Here is a 15,769-nt window from a genome sequence, read left to right as displayed (position 1 = left end):
AGTTTGATTTTCGCGGAGAAAGATTATGAATGAAGAAGCTACCGCGGCTGGTCGGCGCGTGATCCAAAAAGTGATGGATGCGCTCGATGAGAACCTACGTGTGGATGTGATCGTCTCGGGATTGAACGACGCGATAAGGGTGACGAAGGCGACGGCTAACAATCTCACCGTTGAAATGGTGTCGCACAACTTGACCTATCATCTGCAAACAGGCGCAATCATCGGGGCGGTCGTTCGAGCATCTGCTGCGACTCCGCCAAATCTCGGCGACCTGCATGATGATCTGTCAGCTTCGCCGGACTCTTATAAAGGGGCGACGCTTCACCCTTACGGCGAGTGATCCACTCGCAAATAAGAAACGCCATTCTTCATGATGGCAGTCGGTGCAGCTGTTAGGGGCAGGCAACCGCTGCCATCGTGCGCTGTTAATGATCATCAACATCACACAAGCTGTTTTGTGTATGCCCGAGGGAGCCTTCGCTTAGCACAAAGGTGGCGGAGGCACCCTCCGCCCCTCTGACAGATTTGCGCGGTTATAACGTGAAAGTTCCCGCACAGGTGCGGGTACTTACCCGCCCTTGGCGGGCCAGCCGTTAGAAGCGCGTCTCCGCCGAGAAGCGGACGCTTGTTTGATTTGCGCCGGATCACTGCCCTCCAAGAGCGCTTTCCGCGCGATGGCGTGCAACTCGCGAGCTTCGGACAACGTAATTTCAGATGTCTTTCCGATGACGAGCAGCTTCTCGCTGTCTTTGAAGCGATAGCGATACCGCCACACCTTGGCGCCAGCCCGGCTGACCCAAAGGTACAGCCCAGCCCCGTCAGGCAGCCTATAGCTGCTTGTTCGAACGGTCGCTTCCTTGACGACCTGCTCGGTCAACATGCCAGTGAGGTGCTTCAGGTACGCGCCGTCAGATCCGAGTTTGTTTCGGGACGCGTTGATCTTCGCTGCCACCCAGCGACAATTCTCGGGATTATATGGACCGGACGAGTCAATGCGGTCGATCTGCCGCGTCGGCAGATATCCGTTGGCTTGAGACCAGGCCGCAAAAGCCACGTATTCTTTCCAGGCGTCGCAAACAAAAATGCCGCGTGCCCCGTATTGATCGTAACCCGAGCTGGTTGGCGTCTCGCACCGCCGCCGCATCCCCTTCCAAATTCTGTGAAGGCGTGTACCGGTATCACCATGCGTCGGAACCGCCACACCGATACCGGCGGTGCGTCTGCAGCCGCAGCTCGTCACCGCGCCAGAAGCTACACGGTTTGATGAGCCGACCCAGATTGTCCCGCAATCGCATTGAAAGCGCCAGCGAACACCACGGCCGATCACCGCCGGCGCGATTGCGACAAGTCGATTGTATCGGCTTCCGGCAGTGATCACGACATCAGTATCCCCGTGGAATTAGCCCTAAGCAATACTCTGTACCCGTGGCGAGGAGCGTCGCGGCCTCGAAAAGCTTCACCTCCACAATTTGGCGATAGGCGAGGCGGTGAAAACGGCGCAGGAGGTGGAGGATAATGAACGCCTCAAATGTCCATTCCTTCTCTCGCGTGCCGGTCGGAAGCCCACGCGTCACCGCGCAAAGATAGTCGGCAGCGCGATCGAGCGCCCCGCCGAGTTCGTCGGGCGAGAGATCACGAAAGCGTTCGGCCAGATCGAGAATGACAAAGCGCGACCAGTCGACCTTCTGGCGGGTCTCGCGGTCGATCAACCAGACGTGCGGCGGGGTGGCGCGTATGCTACGCGCGGAGTCAGCTTGGGCCACGGGTGTCTCCGAGGTTCGAGTTAGACCCGGCGTGAGGTTGGCGCCTTGCGCCGGGTTGCGATTTGGGTAAACCGTAATTATGACGACGTCAATTACGGTAAACCGAAAAAGAGGCAGGCCGGCGACAGGTCGCGATCCCGCCATTAGCGTGCGAGTGCCGCAGGCCGTTCTCGATCAAATCGACGGCGAGCGCGGTGACCGCTCACGTTCGAACTTCGTCCGCGAAGTCTTGGAGCAGCGCTTCGCGGCTCACCAAGCTGAGTGAAGGGATCCTGCGCGGCCAGTCCCGGTCCGGACCGGGTGGTTAGCCGCGCAGGATCACAGGGAACTGCGCCCTGCATGTTTCCCCGAAGGGTCTTCTATTCTGCAGGCCACCCGGCGAACCGGAGCCTGCGACCTAACCGCGCGCGCGCGGGCCACTCCTAACGGCTAAGCTCAGAGCAGCGGACGGTTTATGTCATGACCGCCGTGATGCGTCGAGAGGTCCAATGATCATCGCTGAACGCGGGAAACGCGGTTCAGACACTAAACGTCAGCGCCACTCGTTCAAAAGGTCGAAGCCCGCTGGAAACAGGGACGGTGATCATGACCTCGATCAGCTCACCGCTGCTTGTCTGGCAGCTCACCTTGATCAGATGATTAAGCGCCGGCGTGGTGCCGCCCGAGATCGTGTACGACACCACCCTCATCTGATCTTGCTCAAATCGCACCAGCCGCGCAAGATCGCGCCATGAACCAACCCGACCCGCCCGAATTAAACGACGACCCCGTAGAGGTGTCTGACGCCGAGCTTCTTGCGGAGTATCAGAAGACGGACGGGGAGCCGGGCAACCCCGACGTCGAGGCTATCGTCCGCGAGATCGAACGGCGCGGGCTCGACATCTAAGGCTTAGGCGGACGCAGAATATACATCGGGTGCAGCATGCGCCCATAGCTGTCTTGAGGTGATGGGCGGCGCGCGACCGCAACTCCAACTGGCTTCACATCCCGCGACCCGCACTTGCAGGTGAACACATCTACCGCGACCGGCAGCTTGGTGCTGATCGACCGCACGGAGAAGAACGCATCGACGTCGACCGGCCTATAGACCGCGATCCGCCCACACGCCTGGCAGCTGATGCCGAAGTCCAGCCCGAACGAGGGATAGTCGCTGATCTGCTTCGGTACCTTCGTGCCCATCCGCGCGGTGAAGCACAGGCGGGCGCGATTCGGCTAGAACAAACTACGAACACTCGGAACGCAGAAAAAGGCGCCCAAGGCACGAAGCCCCGAGCGCCTATCTGATTTCGGATCGGTCACGCTATTGCCGGCCGACCACCATCACCGTGATCCCCGCCGGCGCAACTGCCGCCGTGGTCAGCTGTAGCGCGAGCAGCGCCGTAGCAGTCGCGGGCAGGGTGAGCGTCTGCGTCTGCTTCCAGCACTTCCCGCTATAGGTCGTCGTGGTGAATGTGCCGACCTGACAGGTGTACGGGTCGGCCGTCGTTTTCGCGCTGGCGAACGCGGTGGTCGGTGCGGCGGGGAATGTGCCCGGCCACGACCCCGAGAACGTGCCGTCGGCGGCCGTTGTCGCCTGCGAGGGCATGACCTGTGTCGACCGGGCCGCGTCCGCCTTCGGCGTGCAGGGTGGACCAACGCCCGCGGTGCCGCCGACCGTGTCGGCAGCCGGCGCGCTTGAGCAGACCGGCGGAATCGCGGCGGTCGCCGCGTCTGCCTTGGCCTGTGCCGCCGCGATCGCTGCATTGGTGGCGACGACGTTCGGGGGGATATAGAGCCCCTGCGCGTGAGCGGTAGCATGGGCGCACAAGGCAAGAGCGGCAGTCAGGATGCGGATCATCGGTTGGCCTCCCGTCAGTTCAGCAGCGGCATCTTGAGCGCAACCGTTCCAGCGACCATCGCGTGATAAGTCCGCGACCAGTGCAGGCCATCGCCGGAAGTCTTGTCATAGTATCCGCGGAGCGCGCGGAACGTGTCCCCAGATGCCGGCGCACTGGGCAGGGCAGTCTGCAGCGTGATGTTGCTGCCGCTGTATGACGAGACGCGTGCATAGGTGCCGTTGAGCGCACCGCTGGTAAACACGATCGCATCAGACCCGCCCGAATAGTTACCAACGACCACGGTCGTGCTCGAGCCGGTACCCACCGTTGCGGCGGGCGGCGTCGGCCCGTTCGTGCGGTTGTAGCTATAGTCGGCGAACCGCCCATCATCTTGCGCGACCTCGATCTGTGTATTGATCTCAATATAGTCGGCGATCGAGCCATGCTTCGCGCGGATTGCGGCATTGACGAGCCCGCGGCGGTTACCCGCGCCGGACCAGTCCGAGGACGACGGGGTCGAACCGACGGTCAGGAAATAGTCGGTCGTCGTGTTCACGTAGGGCGAGATCGTTGCGGCAATAGGCTTCGCGCCCGCCGCCGCGATCTGCGCAGTGACGCTATCCTCATTCGCGATGATGGTCGCGGCCGAGTCCGCCGTCTGCACGATGTCGTTGATGTCGTAGGTCTCGACGACATGCGTGAGGCCGGCGGCAGCGATCAGCGCGGCACGCCGCGAGAAGTTGCCCGCCTGTAGGCCGACGCGCGTACCCGGGTAGGCGCCTTGGACGAGCGGATAGCCCGCCATGCCCCGCGCGTACCCGCCCGAATAGCCATCCTGCGCGGTGTACTGCTGATCGTCGTTTTGGCCGGCGACCAGCGACATGCCGAACAGGCCGAACGACTTTATGCCGCTGGCTTCGGTCGAGCGGATGAACGCGGGCGTCAGGCCGTAGGAGTACGTGCCGTCGAAAGGCGTGCCGGTCGTATAACGCTTGTCGGTGACAGCCGCGCCGCTCTCGGTGTTCATCGGCACCGGGGCCGCGGAACCGAAGAACTGCAAGCTGGTCGGCAGCTTCCCGCCCGATGGCGCAACGTAATAGGCTTTGACCCGGAAGGCCGCGCCGTTCGGGATACAACCCGCAACGGTGACCTTCTCGGTCGCGATCGCGCCGGGGTTGACCGTTACGCCGTCCGTGCCGTTGCTCGTCGCGAGATAGGTCGTGCCCGAGCCGATCGGATATTCGACCACAGCTTGGGCGGTGAAGCTGTTCGGCAGGTCGTATTCATTGGATCCGTTGATCCCCGAACCGATCCAGCCGATTTCAAAGGAGCATATGCTCTTGCCCGAATAGTTGGTATGACCGGTCCAGCTGTTCTGCGTGATATCGCTGGAGAGGGGCGACTGCCGGTGTCCGGGGATCGAAACGCTGGATACGAAGTTGCGCGCAACCGCGGGCAATGCCGCAGCAAACTGTTGCAGCGTCGGCCCCATGCCGGGCGCCCGCCCGACACGATAGACCTGTGCGTCGCCGGTTGACGCGAATGCGCTGAATAGCGCGAGCCAGAGAAAGAGGCGGCGCAGCATCACTGGCCGATCCAGCTGGTCGTGTTGACGATCGGCGTGCCGGTCGAGAAGGCGTAGATCGCGGTGTTGGGCGCGAAGACGAAGGTATAGACCGAGCCCGCGGTCGCGCCGGAGGGTACCAGCCCGTCATAGACCGTCGCGCTGCAGGTCGTGGACTGGCCGCCAGCGCAGAGGAATAGGTTGGCCGTCAGCGCGGCTTCCACGGTGACGGTCAGCGCAAGGCGCCCGGTGCGCGCGGTATCGATCGTGGTGATCGTGCTGGCGGTCAGCGTCGTGCGGGTCGAGGTTGGCACGCCCTGGCCCGGCAGAAGCCCACCCAGCGCGCCAGTCGCGAGCGGCTTGACCGTGCCGCTCGGCGTGACACCGCTGATCTGCTGCGCCGTCGTGGGTGCTGTCGCGCCGCTCGTCGCTACCACACCGGCGATCGTGCCGAGCGAAGTGTTGCCCGTCGTCTGCAGCGCGCTCGTCGCGCCGCCGGTCGGCAGCGCCGAAGACGTCACCTGGGCCGCAAAGGTCCCGGTGCCGACGACCGTTGCATTTAGGTTCGCGGCGGTCGCTTGCGATGCCTGCACGGCGAAAGTGCCGGCGTTGGATACCGCCTGCGTCGTGGGCAGATTGCTGATCGAGACGGTGCCGCTGACCGGCTGTGTCGTGCCGGACCCGTCAACGCGCAGCGCTCCTGCGGTCGTCAGGCTGAACGGGTTCGTATTGCCCGTCGTATAGGACGGCGCCGCGCTCGTGACCGCACCTTGACCGAGCATGCCCGCCTGGCCGGAAGTCGCCGAGCTCTGTGCAACGGTGCCTGAGCTTCCGCCGGTTGCCGTCGTATAGAGGGGCGTTCCCGCCGAGCTCCCCGGGCCATCGCTCGCGATGACGATCGAAAGGCTGTTCGCGGACGTCTTGGTGCCGAGCGTTCCCAGATTGACGGTCGGCGCGGCGGCGAACGCTGGCAACGTGCCGCTGATGCCGAACGCGGTGTTGCCGATCGACTGCCCGGCCTTGAACAGCGCGTTGGCCGTCGCGTCGAGCGCGAGCGCGCCGCCGGTGACGCTCTGGACCGGGACGGCGGTCGTGCTGCTCGCGCCCGCCGGTGCAGTGACGGTCGAGCCACCGCCGCCACCGCCTCCCGAGATGTAGATCGGGTTGCCAGCAGTACCGAATGCCGCGCCGGTCGCATCCTGCAGGCGCGCACCGAAGAAGGTGTTGCCGATCGATCCGCCTACCTGGAACGGCGAACCCAGCGCCGTGACGACCTGCCCGAGCCGAGCATTGACCGTGCCCGCCGCCGGCGCCGTGATATCGCCAAGGCGGGTGTTGTACAGCGTCTCCTGCGTAATCTGCTGCTGCTGATAATATGCGCTGGCATCACCGCCGCCACCACCTCCTCCGCCGCCACCCGTTACGAAGATTGGGTTGGTTGGCGTTCCCTTCTCAAGCCCATCGGAGCCGGTGATGACCGAAGCCTGAGATGGAACGTTGGCGCCACCTGCATTCTTCACCTGCGGCAAAACCACAGTGCTCTGAGCGCTGACGGTGCGCGCCGTAAGGCAGGTGGTTGCCAGCGCGACGACCAGAAGCAATTTCTTCATGCGTGGATTCCTCGAGGGAAGAGTTAGTTTTTTGGTCAGTCGCTCAGCAGAGCGGCGCGTCGGGCCAGAAATCGGTGCCGATCTTGCGAACCCGGCACGGCGCGCCGTTCTGCATCCACCAGACGTGCCCGCCATCCCATTCGAGACCGGTGTCGGGTGCGGGCTGTGGACCATCAGCGGGAAGATAGAACGCCACCTCGGGGTCGGGCGCGAATGCTGGGACGATCGCCGCGGACTGCGCGATCAGGTCGTTGGTGTAGCGCAGCGTGTCAGGGTCGGTCGGGCGCACGATCACCTGTGTCACCGCGCGCGTGCTGTCGCGCTGTTGCGTGGGGAAGACCGACCAGGCCTTCCCCTTGCGAACCGACATTAGGCAGCGACGGCGTTAGTTTCGGTGCCGACCACCACTCCGTTCGAGATGAGCGTCGTCGTCGTGACGCCCGGCGCGGACAAAGCGGCAACCACCGCGCCCAAGCCGTCATTATAAAGGCTTTGGACAACCTCGCGCGCGGTATCTTCGACCGAGGCGACCAAGGTGACCGTGCCACCGGTGACGAGGGTCTCGATCAGCGAACCCGCGCTTGCGACGACCTTCGCCGCCTTTTCGGCGCCGCTCAGCGTCGAATCCTGCAGCGTGGCGATGTCGGCCGAGATCAGCGCGCCGATCGGGTTGGCCTTGATGATGGCAACCGCGTGCTGGCCGGCCGAGACGGGCCCGGTTTCGAGGGTGTGGCCCGCGGCGTGCAGGGCGGTCATCTGCGCGGCCGACAGGAAGCCGATGAAGAGCTTCGACATGGTATTCTCCTTCTGGGTTGAACTCACGATTTGATGGTGGCGACCGCGTCGGGGACGCGCGGATCTGCGGCGATCGCTGCGAGCTGTTTCGAGCGATGACGCGCCTTCCATTGGCCCCACACAAATGTGGCAGCGCCCGTGAGTGCGGCGAGTGCGGCGAGGAAGTCGCTCGATTGCATGAAAACGACGAAGCCTGTCAGATCGTGCTTCGACACGAATCCAGCGATGGCCGTGACGACGCTGATCACGAGCAGCACGGAGCGCACTGCAGATTCAACCTGGTCGCGCGCGGGGCTGCGCTCGGCGACGATCGGCGGCGAGGTGTTCTGTTCGGTCATTTCGGCAGATCCTTCATGCAAAGGGCGCGCTCGGCGCGGCGACGGTTGGCGAGCCCTGCGACACGCTTGCCGCCGACCTTGTCCCACATCAGGATGGCGTCGCAGGCGGCGGCCCACTGGCGCGCGTCGAGGCGCTTCGCGACGGTCGATCCGGCGTATGCCTGCGTCCCGATATTGTAGGTGAGGCTGGTGACCGCAGCCCACTGGTTGTCGTGGCCGCGCAGGGCAGGGGACCGGATCGCGACTGCCTGCGCGAACCCCGCGAGGCGCTTATCCAGCTTGACCGCACAGCCTGCCGGCGTTTCAGTCGGCGACGTCGCAGTCACCCCAAGGGTCTCGCCATCGCACTGCGTCCACACGCCACCGATGTCGCGATACGGCGTCAGGTGCTGCTGTCCGCCGCTCTCCCAGGTAGATACGAACGGGCTCAAGAGCGCGGCGCATGCCACACTGACGCATGCTGCGAGTGCGCCAATGGCAGGCTTCTTCGACGCGCGCGCGCCAGCGATCGCCCAATCAGGCGGTTGCGTCATAACATGCTCCAATCGTGATTTAGACGTCTGTGTCGCCGAGCTCGTCGATCAGCCTGTCGATCTCGCGATCGTGCTCGGGCTTGGCTGGGAATGCCTTGCGCAGTTCGGCGCGCACGGGCGGCGGCGGCGTTGCGTGAACTGTCAGCACCTCGGGCTTCCCGGTGCTGGCCGGAACTTCAACCGTGGCATCGCTCGGGAGCTTGATGCCATCGACTTCACCCTCGCCAGCGACCTTCTTGAGCGTTCGCAGCGCGATCACGCGTACCAGGTCGTACGCCAGCATCGAGAACAAAGCCGACACGAACAGGGCAATCTGCGTGGAGAGCTTGAACAAATCCGAGACGGCTGATGCTGCCGACATGAGGAACGGCATGATCCCAAGCCGCTGGTCGACCCATTTCCGATCAGGCGAGCGGCCCTCGTGCTGTTCTCGGAAATAGGCGCCAAGCAGACCGATCAGCGAGCCGACGGCAATGACGCTCCAAAAACGGAGTGCGTCGGCAAGATTCGGGTCGATCACGCAAGGCTCCCTCCGACGATGCATGCGGCGATGATCGCCAGAGAGGCTAGGGATACCGCCCCATTGTTGGGGTGCGGCGCGCGAGGCAGCAGCACGGCGATGAAGATCGCTGCCGCCACTGCAACGGCAGCGAGGTTGATCGAAGTCCAGTAATCGATGCTCTGGGAGATCGACCCCGAGATCACGTTCAGCTGAAAGCTGATGATTGCGACGCCGGTCAGCATCAGCCCGGCCTTGATTAGCTTGCCGCCGAACAGCGCGCGGCTGGCGCCAGGTGTCCACATGACGACGAATGACCAGCCGACCAGCACAAGCAGCCGAAGGATGTTATTGAGATGGTGAGCGTCGGTCATGCCACTACCCCGCTGTGTCAGAAGGTGGCGTCATCGACGGCGGCGCTATCCTCCGCTGCATGCACCGCGGCGACCTTCGCCATCAAATCTGCGAGACTGGGCGACGTCGGCGCAGCGAGCGCGGCCTGCAGCGCCTGGATGTCGCCGAAGCTGAACGGCATCACCGGGGCGTTCGATGCGTCGATCCAGACGTTTGCGGTCCAAGCAAAGGCCCCTTGCTCGACTGCGAGATCAACCATCGCTTTGGCCTTGGCGTCGCGCGAGAACTTCGCGGTCGCGCCGTCGGCGGTCTCGAGCGTCACGTCGCTGGCGACGGCGTCGTTATAGATTCCGGTGAGCGCTGCGATCTTGGCGGCCTTGATCGCGTCGAGCGTCGGCGGCGCCGGCGGCGCGATTGCGATTGTGCCGTCGATGACGCTGATCGTCGATCCCGCTGGCGCGTTGCAATACGCCAGGAACTGCTCGCGCGTAGTCTCGATCGCATCCGACGGGATCTTGCCTTCGGGGTAAGCGATATCTGCCGGATAAAAGCATCCGGTGACAGGGGAAAATTTCATATCGATCTCCTGAGGTTCCGATCGGGAATGTGTGGGGTCAGCAGTGCGTGACGAGGCCGTTGGTTACGACCAGCGAGGCAAGAGTGACGGACCCCGCGGCGCAGGAGACAGCGCTTACGCCGTTGACCGTCAGCGTGCCGGCACCTTTGGTCCCGAGGTTAAGCCCGACATTCGTATCGGTGCCCTGCGCCGCAATTGTCGGCGACGATCCGGCTGCGCCGGAACGCATCGTGATGCCGTTCACATCGGTCGCGCCGGGGTAGAACTGCAGCAGGTTCGCCCCCGCCGCGTTCTGCAAGCCGAGACCGGAGTTCGACCAGGTCATCGCGCCGACGAGGGAGGTGCTTGGGGCTACGCCAAGGGCGAAAAGCGAGGTGTTGCCCGGCGCGAACCATCGGAAGTTCAAGCCACCATAGAGGCGGAAAGCATCGCCCGAACCATTGCCGGCGCAATCCGTCGTGCCGACCGCGCCGCAACCGATCCCGAATGCATATTTGAAGCGCTTGGAATTGGTCGTGACCAGGAGCGCATGGTCGGAGTCTCGCGCCTCAAGGTCGTAAGCACCCGTCGCGGGATTGTAGCACAGCCCCGTGGAGGCAGCACAGTTGCCGCCGCTGGCAATGCGCAGCCCGCCGACCGATCCGGCTTGGAACGGCGTGTAGGGGAACGTCTCTGCCGTCGTCGCACGGAAGTTGGTCGCATCGATCTCGGCGCCCTCGCAGAACCCGGTCGAACTCGGGTAAGCCCGGCATTCATGGTACGAGCCCCAGGCATCATTATTGGCCGTGGTGCTTGTCCCATCGGCGAGGCCGAAGAAAACGCCGCCAAGCCCAATCGCGCCAGGTGCCGCCGTCGAGGTTCGTGCGGCGCCCGTAACGCCGGCACCAGACCCCGTGTTGAGGCCGACCACAGCGGCGCCGTTATCGCCATAGGCATACGTCTTCAGCCAGTTGGTCGACGCCGTGCCGGAACCGAAGAATTGTTGCGCCGTCCAGGTGTTCGCATTCGCCGTGCCCGCGAAGGGACCGATCGCCACGCCCGCCCGGTTGGTGAAAATGCCAGCGGATGTCGCCCAGACATCGCCATTGACCGACGCAGCCGGGGACGCGCCCGCTGGAATGTTGAAGCTCGCGCGCATCGAGTTCGCGGCGGTCAGGTTCAAGGTGCTGCCGAGCACAACGGGCCCGTTGCCCTTGCCGGCAAGGTTGAGCACGATATTGGAATCGGTGCCCATTGGGGAAATCGATGGACCAAAGCCCGCGATATTCGCTGCAAAGATCAGCCCATTCGCAGCGGTGGTTCCGGCGTCGAACTGGTGCAGCCACGTCCCGCCGGCGTTCTTCACGATCAAGCTGTTGGTCAGCATCGACCCGCCTGACGCGAAGCTGGCATATTCCGGCCCGCTCTTGTTGCGCAGCGAGATGTTACCGTTCGCCACACCAGGGTTGAGCAGCAGGTCGCCGTTCGCAGCTGCCTGGATATCTGCCTCGCCAGGGACGCCCGCGCTATTGCGCATTTTCAGGCCGATCGTCTGCGACCCGGAGTTATTGGTCAGCGCGTTAGCGCCGGCATAAAGGGCATAGCTCGCGGCGCCATCGCTCGTGATATAGGCGCTATCCCACTTCGAAGGGCCGGTTGCGCCGACCGTAACGGCGTTCTTGCCGGCCGTGTTCGCGATGTACGAAGTCAGCGTGACGGCCATGCCGTTGACCGTCGTATCCGCCGCATTGATGTTGAAATCGAATTCGTTGGTCAGAACCTGCCCGGTCTGCCCCGCCGTGTCGACGCCCAGCGTATTGATCGGCCAGACGTTGCAGCCGGTGACGTGGCACTTGGCATGACCATAGACGGCAACTTCGCCGCCCGGCGTAATTCTGGTGCCGCGATAGGAGTCTACATAGGCCGCGATGGCATTGATCTGGTGGACTGTGCCCCCGACTGCTTTCACCCCGACGGTCAGCGCATCCGTCGATGCGAACCCGCCCTGTTCAGCGGCATAGAGCGCAGCCGGATCGATCCCGCCCATGAGCATCGAATGGTACATGTGATACGAACCAGCCGCCAAGCTCGGCGACGCGATCGGGAAATCCGCGTTGCCGGTCCAGGTGTTGGCATTTGCCGTACCCCCGTAGGGGCCAATCGTGACGCCGTTGACGCGGCACGACATGCCAAAGATCGTTGTCCAGCAATCGCCGTCCACCGGCGCGGTCGGCGCGACGCCGTGCGGGAGGTTGATGGATGCCGCCGCTGTGGTCGAAGGATTGACGACGACCTTGTCGCCTGCCTGCAGCTGCCCCGGCTGAGCTCCGACCATCGTTAGCGGCCTGCGGTCAGAGGCTAGTGCGGGCGTGATGGCCCAGAAAGCCAAAGCAGGCGCATATGTGATGAGACGGGCGAGACGCTTCATGGCGGCTTCCTTGCGTTTATTGCACATAGGCGGGGTTGATGCCGAAGAAGATGCCAAGGCCGGGCATCGCTTGGCCGAGCGATTGAACGATATGGCCAGGGGTCGTTGGCTGGGTCGTCGTGAAGCCGCCAGGGACGGTTTCACTCAGCCAGACCCCAGCGATCGCGCTTGCATCCACCGTGATGGCGGAATTGATACCGAGCATGCTGACGACGGCGACCTGTCCGGAAGCAAATGGCGCGAGCACGAAGCCGTTGGCCGATTTCGAAGGATCTGTCGCAATCGCGTTGCGAACACGAAGCGATCCGCCGCTGCTGAAAATATTGACGAACGCGCCCGCCTGAAGCGCTTCGGTCGCCTGGGCGTCTGACTGCAACGCCGAACTCAAAAGCACGCCGGCTGCGAGCAACGCGGCGGGCAGGAGCGACCCGACAAGTCCCGGCAGCGATGGGGTGATCGTCAGGAGGACCGCATCGCTGATCATGCGAACCGGGACTTTGACAGTTCCGTCGACATCGCCGAGCAGAACATCCTCGGCCTGAAGAGGGCGGTCGGGGGTGCTATATGATGGGATCGTTGGCATGATGCCCCCCTTGGCTAGACGGTGACTGCTGCACTGGGATCTGCATCGGCTACCACCCGAACGCCCACCACTGGACGCCGATCGTGGTTGCGGCTTTGGACGGAACGGCGATCTGGCCCTGCGTGGAGCTCAAGATCTGGCCGCCACACCCGACATCATTCGAGGTCAACGGAAGCGCGGTGCCGAGCGACGTCAACATGCCAAGACCAGCATTGGGAAACGCGATCGGGAAGGTGACCGTGGTGAGGGATTGCGCAGCGAAGGCGGTGTTGCGGTCCCACTGGAGGATCAACCCGGGCTGGCCGGCACCGGGTCCGGGAAACTGCTGATAACCGCGTGGTGCCAGGAGGCTGCTGAACGACGACGATGCTGAGAATAGCACCCTCAGGGCACCGAGAATTTGGCTATTATTTACTTTTGAAGGATTAATCCCGGCCGCGATCACGACGGCCATAAACTCTTCTTGGAGCATGTTCATAAAATCGGCTGGCAGGACCGTCGCCTCCTGACCGGAGACCACATCGCCATCCGTGAAATATCCAGGAGTTCCAGCAGCGGACGGGATAGGGAGGGTCGACGCTGCCGAGGGCACATCAATTCTGTACATCGGGATCTCCGGATCAGAGCAAAAGGATGGTGTGTGCCGGCGCGACCCTGCGCAGCTCGCAGAAGAGGGTGTTTAGACCCGCCGCCGTAGAAGCGAGAGGATCACCCATCCGGCCCTGGCCGGCTCGGAAAGCGCCATTGTACGCCCCGGTCTCGCCGGAAATTATCCTCACCCGCCATGCGAACGACCAGTCTGGGCTGTTCAGCGGTCCGCCGACGCGCGACCGGCCGGTGCGGAACGGCGCGAACGTGATGATCTCGATTACGAATCCGAGTTGGGCAGCAAGATCGATGAAGCGCTGGGCTGACTGCCCGCCGCTATCGGAGACGCGCGACACCACTTGCGCCCGCCGCTGGAGCATCGTTGGATTATTGCCGAGGCAAGGGTCGGGCAGACCCAACGAAGCCTCCCAGTCGTCGAGCAGGTTGATCGTCGTACCCGGAAACGCATCAGCGAGAAGCTGCACGGCGCTAGCGTCCACACGCTCCATCGTCGGCGCAAAGCATGCGACAACCTGCGCCTGCGTGCTACCGGCTTCGCGGGGCCAAACCCTTCCTCGCGGCAGCAGTTTTGTGAGTGCTCCGGCATAGTCCGCTGCCGAGAAGCGCGCGCCCATTAGCTGAACACCGTCAAACCGGCGACCGCCAAGTATCCGGGCGATGATGCGATATTTCCAGCCGCGCCTGGCGTAACTGTGCCGTTCGATGCCGTCACGGTGGTGATCACGAAGCCGGCCGCTGCCGGGATAGCCGCGATCGCCGCCTCGATTACTGACAGCTGCGTCATGCCGCCGGCGGTGCCGTCGGCCAAGACAACACCACCCGGGCTAGAGTTCAGATTGACCGCTGCTGCGAACGCGTCGCGCACGGCGGCCTTCGTCGCCGTGGAAGCGCCCGCAATTCCCGAAATCGACAGGCCGATGATATTCTGCCCAGGCGCGACCGCATAAACTAAAGCCGTAACGGGCTGAACGGCATAGAGCGCATCGGCAACGATCAGTTGGTCGCCGGTTGCGGCGATATCGCGGGTCTCGAGCGCAGCCACGCCGTCAGAGCCTTGCGGGAACCCGCCATGCGCGGCCTCGGCGATGTCCATCATGAAATAGACGGTGACCGTGCCGGGCCCCATGCCATTGCGACGTACCCACGCACGCGTGACAGCACTGACTGACGTCGCCCAGTCGACATAGTCCGGCTGCGCGCCACCCTGAGGAGGAGACGAGTACTTTGCCAGAACGCGCGTGCGAAACGCCTCAATGTCCTCGATCTCAGCCCCACCCGAGGTGCCAGTCAACGTCGGGGCTGACGTGTTCACGCCGGAGATCGCTTGCGAGAGGGCCATCGTTGTGCCGGCGGCCGCGTTCCCAGCACTTCCAGCAACGGCAGCCGTGATACCGACGTTGCCCGCACCCGCCGTGATCGTGACCGCAGCATTCGTGATGAAGGCTACGCCGTCAGCCCGGGTCAGAGCGGCCCCTGCCGGAATCGTAGCGCCGTTCGTGCCGGAGAAGCTGATCGTGCCTACCGCCGACGAGGCTGCCTTTATGCTAAGGCCTTTCAGCGCGCCCCAGGCGATCAGAAACTCGCCGGTCGCCGTGAATGGCGTCGCCTGCTTGGCGATCCAGTCGAGATAGCCGTAGAGGCCGCTGGTGGCCTTCGCGAGCGCCTTGCCCAGCACGCGCATGTTGGAGAAGCGAAGCAACCCGGTAGAACTCTTCAGCCCTACGGTGATGTCGCCGAGCACCTGGTCGATAAGCTGGGTGAGGGGAGGCCGCGAAAAGGGCATCAGCGCGCGTCCTTCCATGCCCAGTCAGCGCGCACAGCCTGAACCGTCCCGCTGTTTCTGGTGATGTTGATGACCGCGCCTAGGAAACTGGGGCGCTCCCAGGTTGCGGTAACCGAGATCGAAGCGGCAACCTGGTCATCGACCAGCCATTGAAGCGCTGCCGCGAGATAGGTTTCGGCTTTAACCCGAACCTCTTCGGTCTGCTTTGACCGGGAAAGCAGCCAGATCTTGCTGCCGATCCGGACGTCTTCACCAAGATCGCCCCACCAGCCGCGCGGGTCGTTGCTGCCGTCCGAAATGACGTCGTCGATATCGGCCTGGGCGTCGGTGAACAGGCTGATCAGGACCGCCGTAAAAAGGTCATCGCCTGCCTCAAGATCGTTGACGCCGCTGAACAGGCCGTCGTGCAGACTGAGGCCCGCACCGTCGATCAGGGGGAGGCCGTTATCGTCCGTAATTGTGCCATCTTCGGCAAGCTGCAGATACCAGTCACCGATCCCCAGTGAGGGGCTCCAGATTGTTGCAATGTCGGCCATA

At 63.5% G+C, this 15,769-nt stretch carries 22 protein-coding genes; 2 read left to right on the top strand and 20 right to left on the bottom strand.

Annotated elements, in window-relative coordinates:
- Positions 1-25 precede the first annotated feature (25 nt).
- Positions 26-340: a hypothetical protein gene (locus ACVWYO_RS00475; protein ID WP_457348205.1), complete on the top strand. Its 315-nt coding sequence runs from the start codon at positions 26-28 to the stop codon at positions 338-340.
- 228 nt (positions 341-568) lie between these two features.
- On the opposite strand, the gene ACVWYO_RS00470 is transcribed toward ACVWYO_RS00475, so the two are convergent.
- The 3 genes from ACVWYO_RS00470 to ACVWYO_RS00460 all read right to left on the bottom strand — a co-directional run bounded on the left by ACVWYO_RS00470 (position 569) and on the right by ACVWYO_RS00460 (position 2,443).
- The gene (locus ACVWYO_RS00470) at positions 569-1,378 is read right to left on the bottom strand and encodes an Arm DNA-binding domain-containing protein (RefSeq protein ID WP_457348203.1); all 810 of its coding nucleotides are present in this window, start codon (positions 1,376-1,378) and stop codon (positions 569-571) included.
- Between the two features lie 4 nt (positions 1,379-1,382).
- Positions 1,383-1,709, bottom strand: a complete 327-nt coding sequence (locus ACVWYO_RS00465; protein WP_457348201.1) for a hypothetical protein — start codon at positions 1,707-1,709, stop codon at positions 1,383-1,385.
- A 572-nt stretch (positions 1,710-2,281) separates the two neighbouring features.
- Entirely contained in the window at positions 2,282-2,443 is a 162-nt protein-coding gene (locus ACVWYO_RS00460) for a hypothetical protein (RefSeq protein WP_457348199.1), read from the bottom strand.
- 50 nt (positions 2,444-2,493) lie between these two features.
- On the opposite strand from ACVWYO_RS00460, the gene ACVWYO_RS00455 reads away from it, so the two are divergent.
- A complete protein-coding gene (locus ACVWYO_RS00455) occupies positions 2,494-2,649 on the top strand; it encodes a hypothetical protein (RefSeq protein ID WP_457348197.1) in 156 nt (51 codons plus the stop codon).
- On the opposite strand, the gene ACVWYO_RS00450 is transcribed toward ACVWYO_RS00455, so the two are convergent.
- From ACVWYO_RS00450 to ACVWYO_RS00370, 17 genes are all read right to left on the bottom strand, one after another.
- Positions 2,646-2,942, bottom strand: a complete 297-nt coding sequence (locus tag ACVWYO_RS00450) for a hypothetical protein (RefSeq protein WP_457348196.1) — start codon at positions 2,940-2,942, stop codon at positions 2,646-2,648. The two genes, ACVWYO_RS00455 and ACVWYO_RS00450, sit on opposite strands and share 4 nt — an antisense overlap.
- 121 nt (positions 2,943-3,063) lie before the next feature.
- Complete coding sequence (locus tag ACVWYO_RS00445) at positions 3,064-3,600, bottom strand: hypothetical protein (protein ID WP_457348194.1); 537 nt, start codon at positions 3,598-3,600, stop codon at positions 3,064-3,066.
- 14 nt (positions 3,601-3,614) lie between these two features.
- Positions 3,615-5,165 carry a hypothetical protein gene (locus ACVWYO_RS00440; protein ID WP_457348193.1) on the bottom strand — a complete coding sequence of 517 codons (1,551 nt, stop codon included), beginning with the start codon at positions 5,163-5,165 and terminating at the stop codon, positions 3,615-3,617.
- Positions 5,165-6,754, bottom strand: a complete 1,590-nt coding sequence (locus tag ACVWYO_RS00435) for a hypothetical protein (RefSeq protein WP_457348191.1) — start codon at positions 6,752-6,754, stop codon at positions 5,165-5,167. Before ACVWYO_RS00435 ends, ACVWYO_RS00440 begins: the two co-directional genes overlap by 1 nt.
- 43 nt (positions 6,755-6,797) lie before the next feature.
- Complete coding sequence (locus tag ACVWYO_RS00430; RefSeq protein WP_457348189.1) at positions 6,798-7,124, bottom strand: hypothetical protein; 327 nt, start codon at positions 7,122-7,124, stop codon at positions 6,798-6,800.
- Positions 7,124-7,549, bottom strand: coding sequence for a hypothetical protein (locus ACVWYO_RS00425; protein WP_457348188.1), 426 nt, complete (start codon positions 7,547-7,549; stop codon positions 7,124-7,126). Before ACVWYO_RS00425 ends, ACVWYO_RS00430 begins: the two co-directional genes overlap by 1 nt.
- A gap of 23 nt (positions 7,550-7,572) precedes the next feature.
- Positions 7,573-7,887, bottom strand: a complete 315-nt coding sequence (locus ACVWYO_RS00420; protein ID WP_457348186.1) for a hypothetical protein — start codon at positions 7,885-7,887, stop codon at positions 7,573-7,575.
- Positions 7,884-8,420 (bottom strand): lysozyme, encoded by a 537-nt coding sequence (locus ACVWYO_RS00415; protein ID WP_457348185.1) that lies wholly within the window; start codon positions 8,418-8,420, stop codon positions 7,884-7,886. The genes ACVWYO_RS00420 and ACVWYO_RS00415 overlap by 4 nt, the downstream gene beginning before the upstream one ends.
- A gap of 19 nt (positions 8,421-8,439) precedes the next feature.
- A complete protein-coding gene (locus ACVWYO_RS00410; protein ID WP_457348184.1) occupies positions 8,440-8,940 on the bottom strand; it encodes a hypothetical protein in 501 nt (166 codons plus the stop codon).
- A complete protein-coding gene (locus tag ACVWYO_RS00405; protein WP_457348183.1) occupies positions 8,937-9,293 on the bottom strand; it encodes a hypothetical protein in 357 nt (118 codons plus the stop codon). Before ACVWYO_RS00405 ends, ACVWYO_RS00410 begins: the two co-directional genes overlap by 4 nt.
- 17 nt (positions 9,294-9,310) lie before the next feature.
- Positions 9,311-9,850: a hypothetical protein gene (locus tag ACVWYO_RS00400; protein ID WP_457348181.1), complete on the bottom strand. Its 540-nt coding sequence runs from the start codon at positions 9,848-9,850 to the stop codon at positions 9,311-9,313.
- Positions 9,851-9,887: 37 nt separating this feature from the next.
- Complete coding sequence (locus tag ACVWYO_RS00395) at positions 9,888-12,257, bottom strand: hypothetical protein (protein WP_457348180.1); 2,370 nt, start codon at positions 12,255-12,257, stop codon at positions 9,888-9,890.
- 16 nt (positions 12,258-12,273) lie between these two features.
- Complete coding sequence (locus tag ACVWYO_RS00390) at positions 12,274-12,741, bottom strand: hypothetical protein (protein ID WP_457348179.1); 468 nt, start codon at positions 12,739-12,741, stop codon at positions 12,274-12,276.
- A gap of 148 nt (positions 12,742-12,889) precedes the next feature.
- Positions 12,890-13,447 carry a gp53-like domain-containing protein gene (locus ACVWYO_RS00385; protein ID WP_457348177.1) on the bottom strand — a complete coding sequence of 186 codons (558 nt, stop codon included), beginning with the start codon at positions 13,445-13,447 and terminating at the stop codon, positions 12,890-12,892.
- Between the two features lie 13 nt (positions 13,448-13,460).
- On the bottom strand, positions 13,461-14,063 hold the full coding sequence (locus ACVWYO_RS00380; RefSeq protein ID WP_457348175.1) for a YmfQ family protein: 603 nt from the start codon (positions 14,061-14,063) through the stop codon (positions 13,461-13,463).
- Positions 14,063-15,232: a baseplate J/gp47 family protein gene (locus tag ACVWYO_RS00375; protein ID WP_457348173.1), complete on the bottom strand. Its 1,170-nt coding sequence runs from the start codon at positions 15,230-15,232 to the stop codon at positions 14,063-14,065. The genes ACVWYO_RS00380 and ACVWYO_RS00375 overlap by 1 nt, the downstream gene beginning before the upstream one ends.
- The gene (locus tag ACVWYO_RS00370; RefSeq protein WP_457348171.1) at positions 15,232-15,768 is read right to left on the bottom strand and encodes a phage GP46 family protein; all 537 of its coding nucleotides are present in this window, start codon (positions 15,766-15,768) and stop codon (positions 15,232-15,234) included. The genes ACVWYO_RS00375 and ACVWYO_RS00370 overlap by 1 nt, the downstream gene beginning before the upstream one ends.
- Position 15,769: the final 1 nt, after the last annotated feature.

It is taken from the genome of Sphingomonas sp. UYP23 (assembly GCF_054059235.1).
The sequence above is the reverse complement of the archived record's forward strand: the minus strand, read 5'-3'. Positions and strand labels throughout refer to the sequence as shown.

Bases quoted from the DNA above. Each gene is read 5' to 3' on its own strand.
- ACVWYO_RS00450 (WP_457348196.1), bottom strand. From the start codon at position 2,942: ATGGGCACGAAGGTACCGAAGCAGATCAGCGACTATCCCTCGTTCGGG.
- ACVWYO_RS00370 (WP_457348171.1), bottom strand. From the start codon at position 15,768: ATGGCCGACATTGCAACAATCTGGAGCCCCTCACTGGGGATCGGTGAC.
- ACVWYO_RS00435 (WP_457348191.1), bottom strand. From the start codon at position 6,754: ATGAAGAAATTGCTTCTGGTCGTCGCGCTGGCAACCACCTGCCTTACG.
- ACVWYO_RS00420 (WP_457348186.1), bottom strand. From the start codon at position 7,887: ATGACCGAACAGAACACCTCGCCGCCGATCGTCGCCGAGCGCAGCCCC.
- ACVWYO_RS00380 (WP_457348175.1), bottom strand. From the start codon at position 14,063: ATGGGCGCGCGCTTCTCGGCAGCGGACTATGCCGGAGCACTCACAAAA.
- ACVWYO_RS00425 (WP_457348188.1), bottom strand. From the start codon at position 7,549: ATGTCGAAGCTCTTCATCGGCTTCCTGTCGGCCGCGCAGATGACCGCC.
- ACVWYO_RS00430 (WP_457348189.1), bottom strand. From the start codon at position 7,124: ATGTCGGTTCGCAAGGGGAAGGCCTGGTCGGTCTTCCCCACGCAACAG.
- ACVWYO_RS00415 (WP_457348185.1), bottom strand. From the start codon at position 8,420: ATGACGCAACCGCCTGATTGGGCGATCGCTGGCGCGCGCGCGTCGAAG.
- ACVWYO_RS00445 (WP_457348194.1), bottom strand. From the start codon at position 3,600: ATGATCCGCATCCTGACTGCCGCTCTTGCCTTGTGCGCCCATGCTACC.
- ACVWYO_RS00395 (WP_457348180.1), bottom strand. From the start codon at position 12,257: ATGAAGCGTCTCGCCCGTCTCATCACATATGCGCCTGCTTTGGCTTTC.
- ACVWYO_RS00390 (WP_457348179.1), bottom strand. From the start codon at position 12,741: ATGATCAGCGATGCGGTCCTCCTGACGATCACCCCATCGCTGCCGGGA.
- ACVWYO_RS00400 (WP_457348181.1), bottom strand. From the start codon at position 9,850: ATGAAATTTTCCCCTGTCACCGGATGCTTTTATCCGGCAGATATCGCT.
- ACVWYO_RS00375 (WP_457348173.1), bottom strand. From the start codon at position 15,232: ATGCCCTTTTCGCGGCCTCCCCTCACCCAGCTTATCGACCAGGTGCTC.
- ACVWYO_RS00455 (WP_457348197.1), top strand. From the start codon at position 2,494: ATGAACCAACCCGACCCGCCCGAATTAAACGACGACCCCGTAGAGGTG.
- ACVWYO_RS00385 (WP_457348177.1), bottom strand. From the start codon at position 13,447: ATGTACAGAATTGATGTGCCCTCGGCAGCGTCGACCCTCCCTATCCCG.
- ACVWYO_RS00405 (WP_457348183.1), bottom strand. From the start codon at position 9,293: ATGACCGACGCTCACCATCTCAATAACATCCTTCGGCTGCTTGTGCTG.
- ACVWYO_RS00440 (WP_457348193.1), bottom strand. From the start codon at position 5,165: ATGCTGCGCCGCCTCTTTCTCTGGCTCGCGCTATTCAGCGCATTCGCG.
- ACVWYO_RS00475 (WP_457348205.1), top strand. From the start codon at position 26: ATGAATGAAGAAGCTACCGCGGCTGGTCGGCGCGTGATCCAAAAAGTG.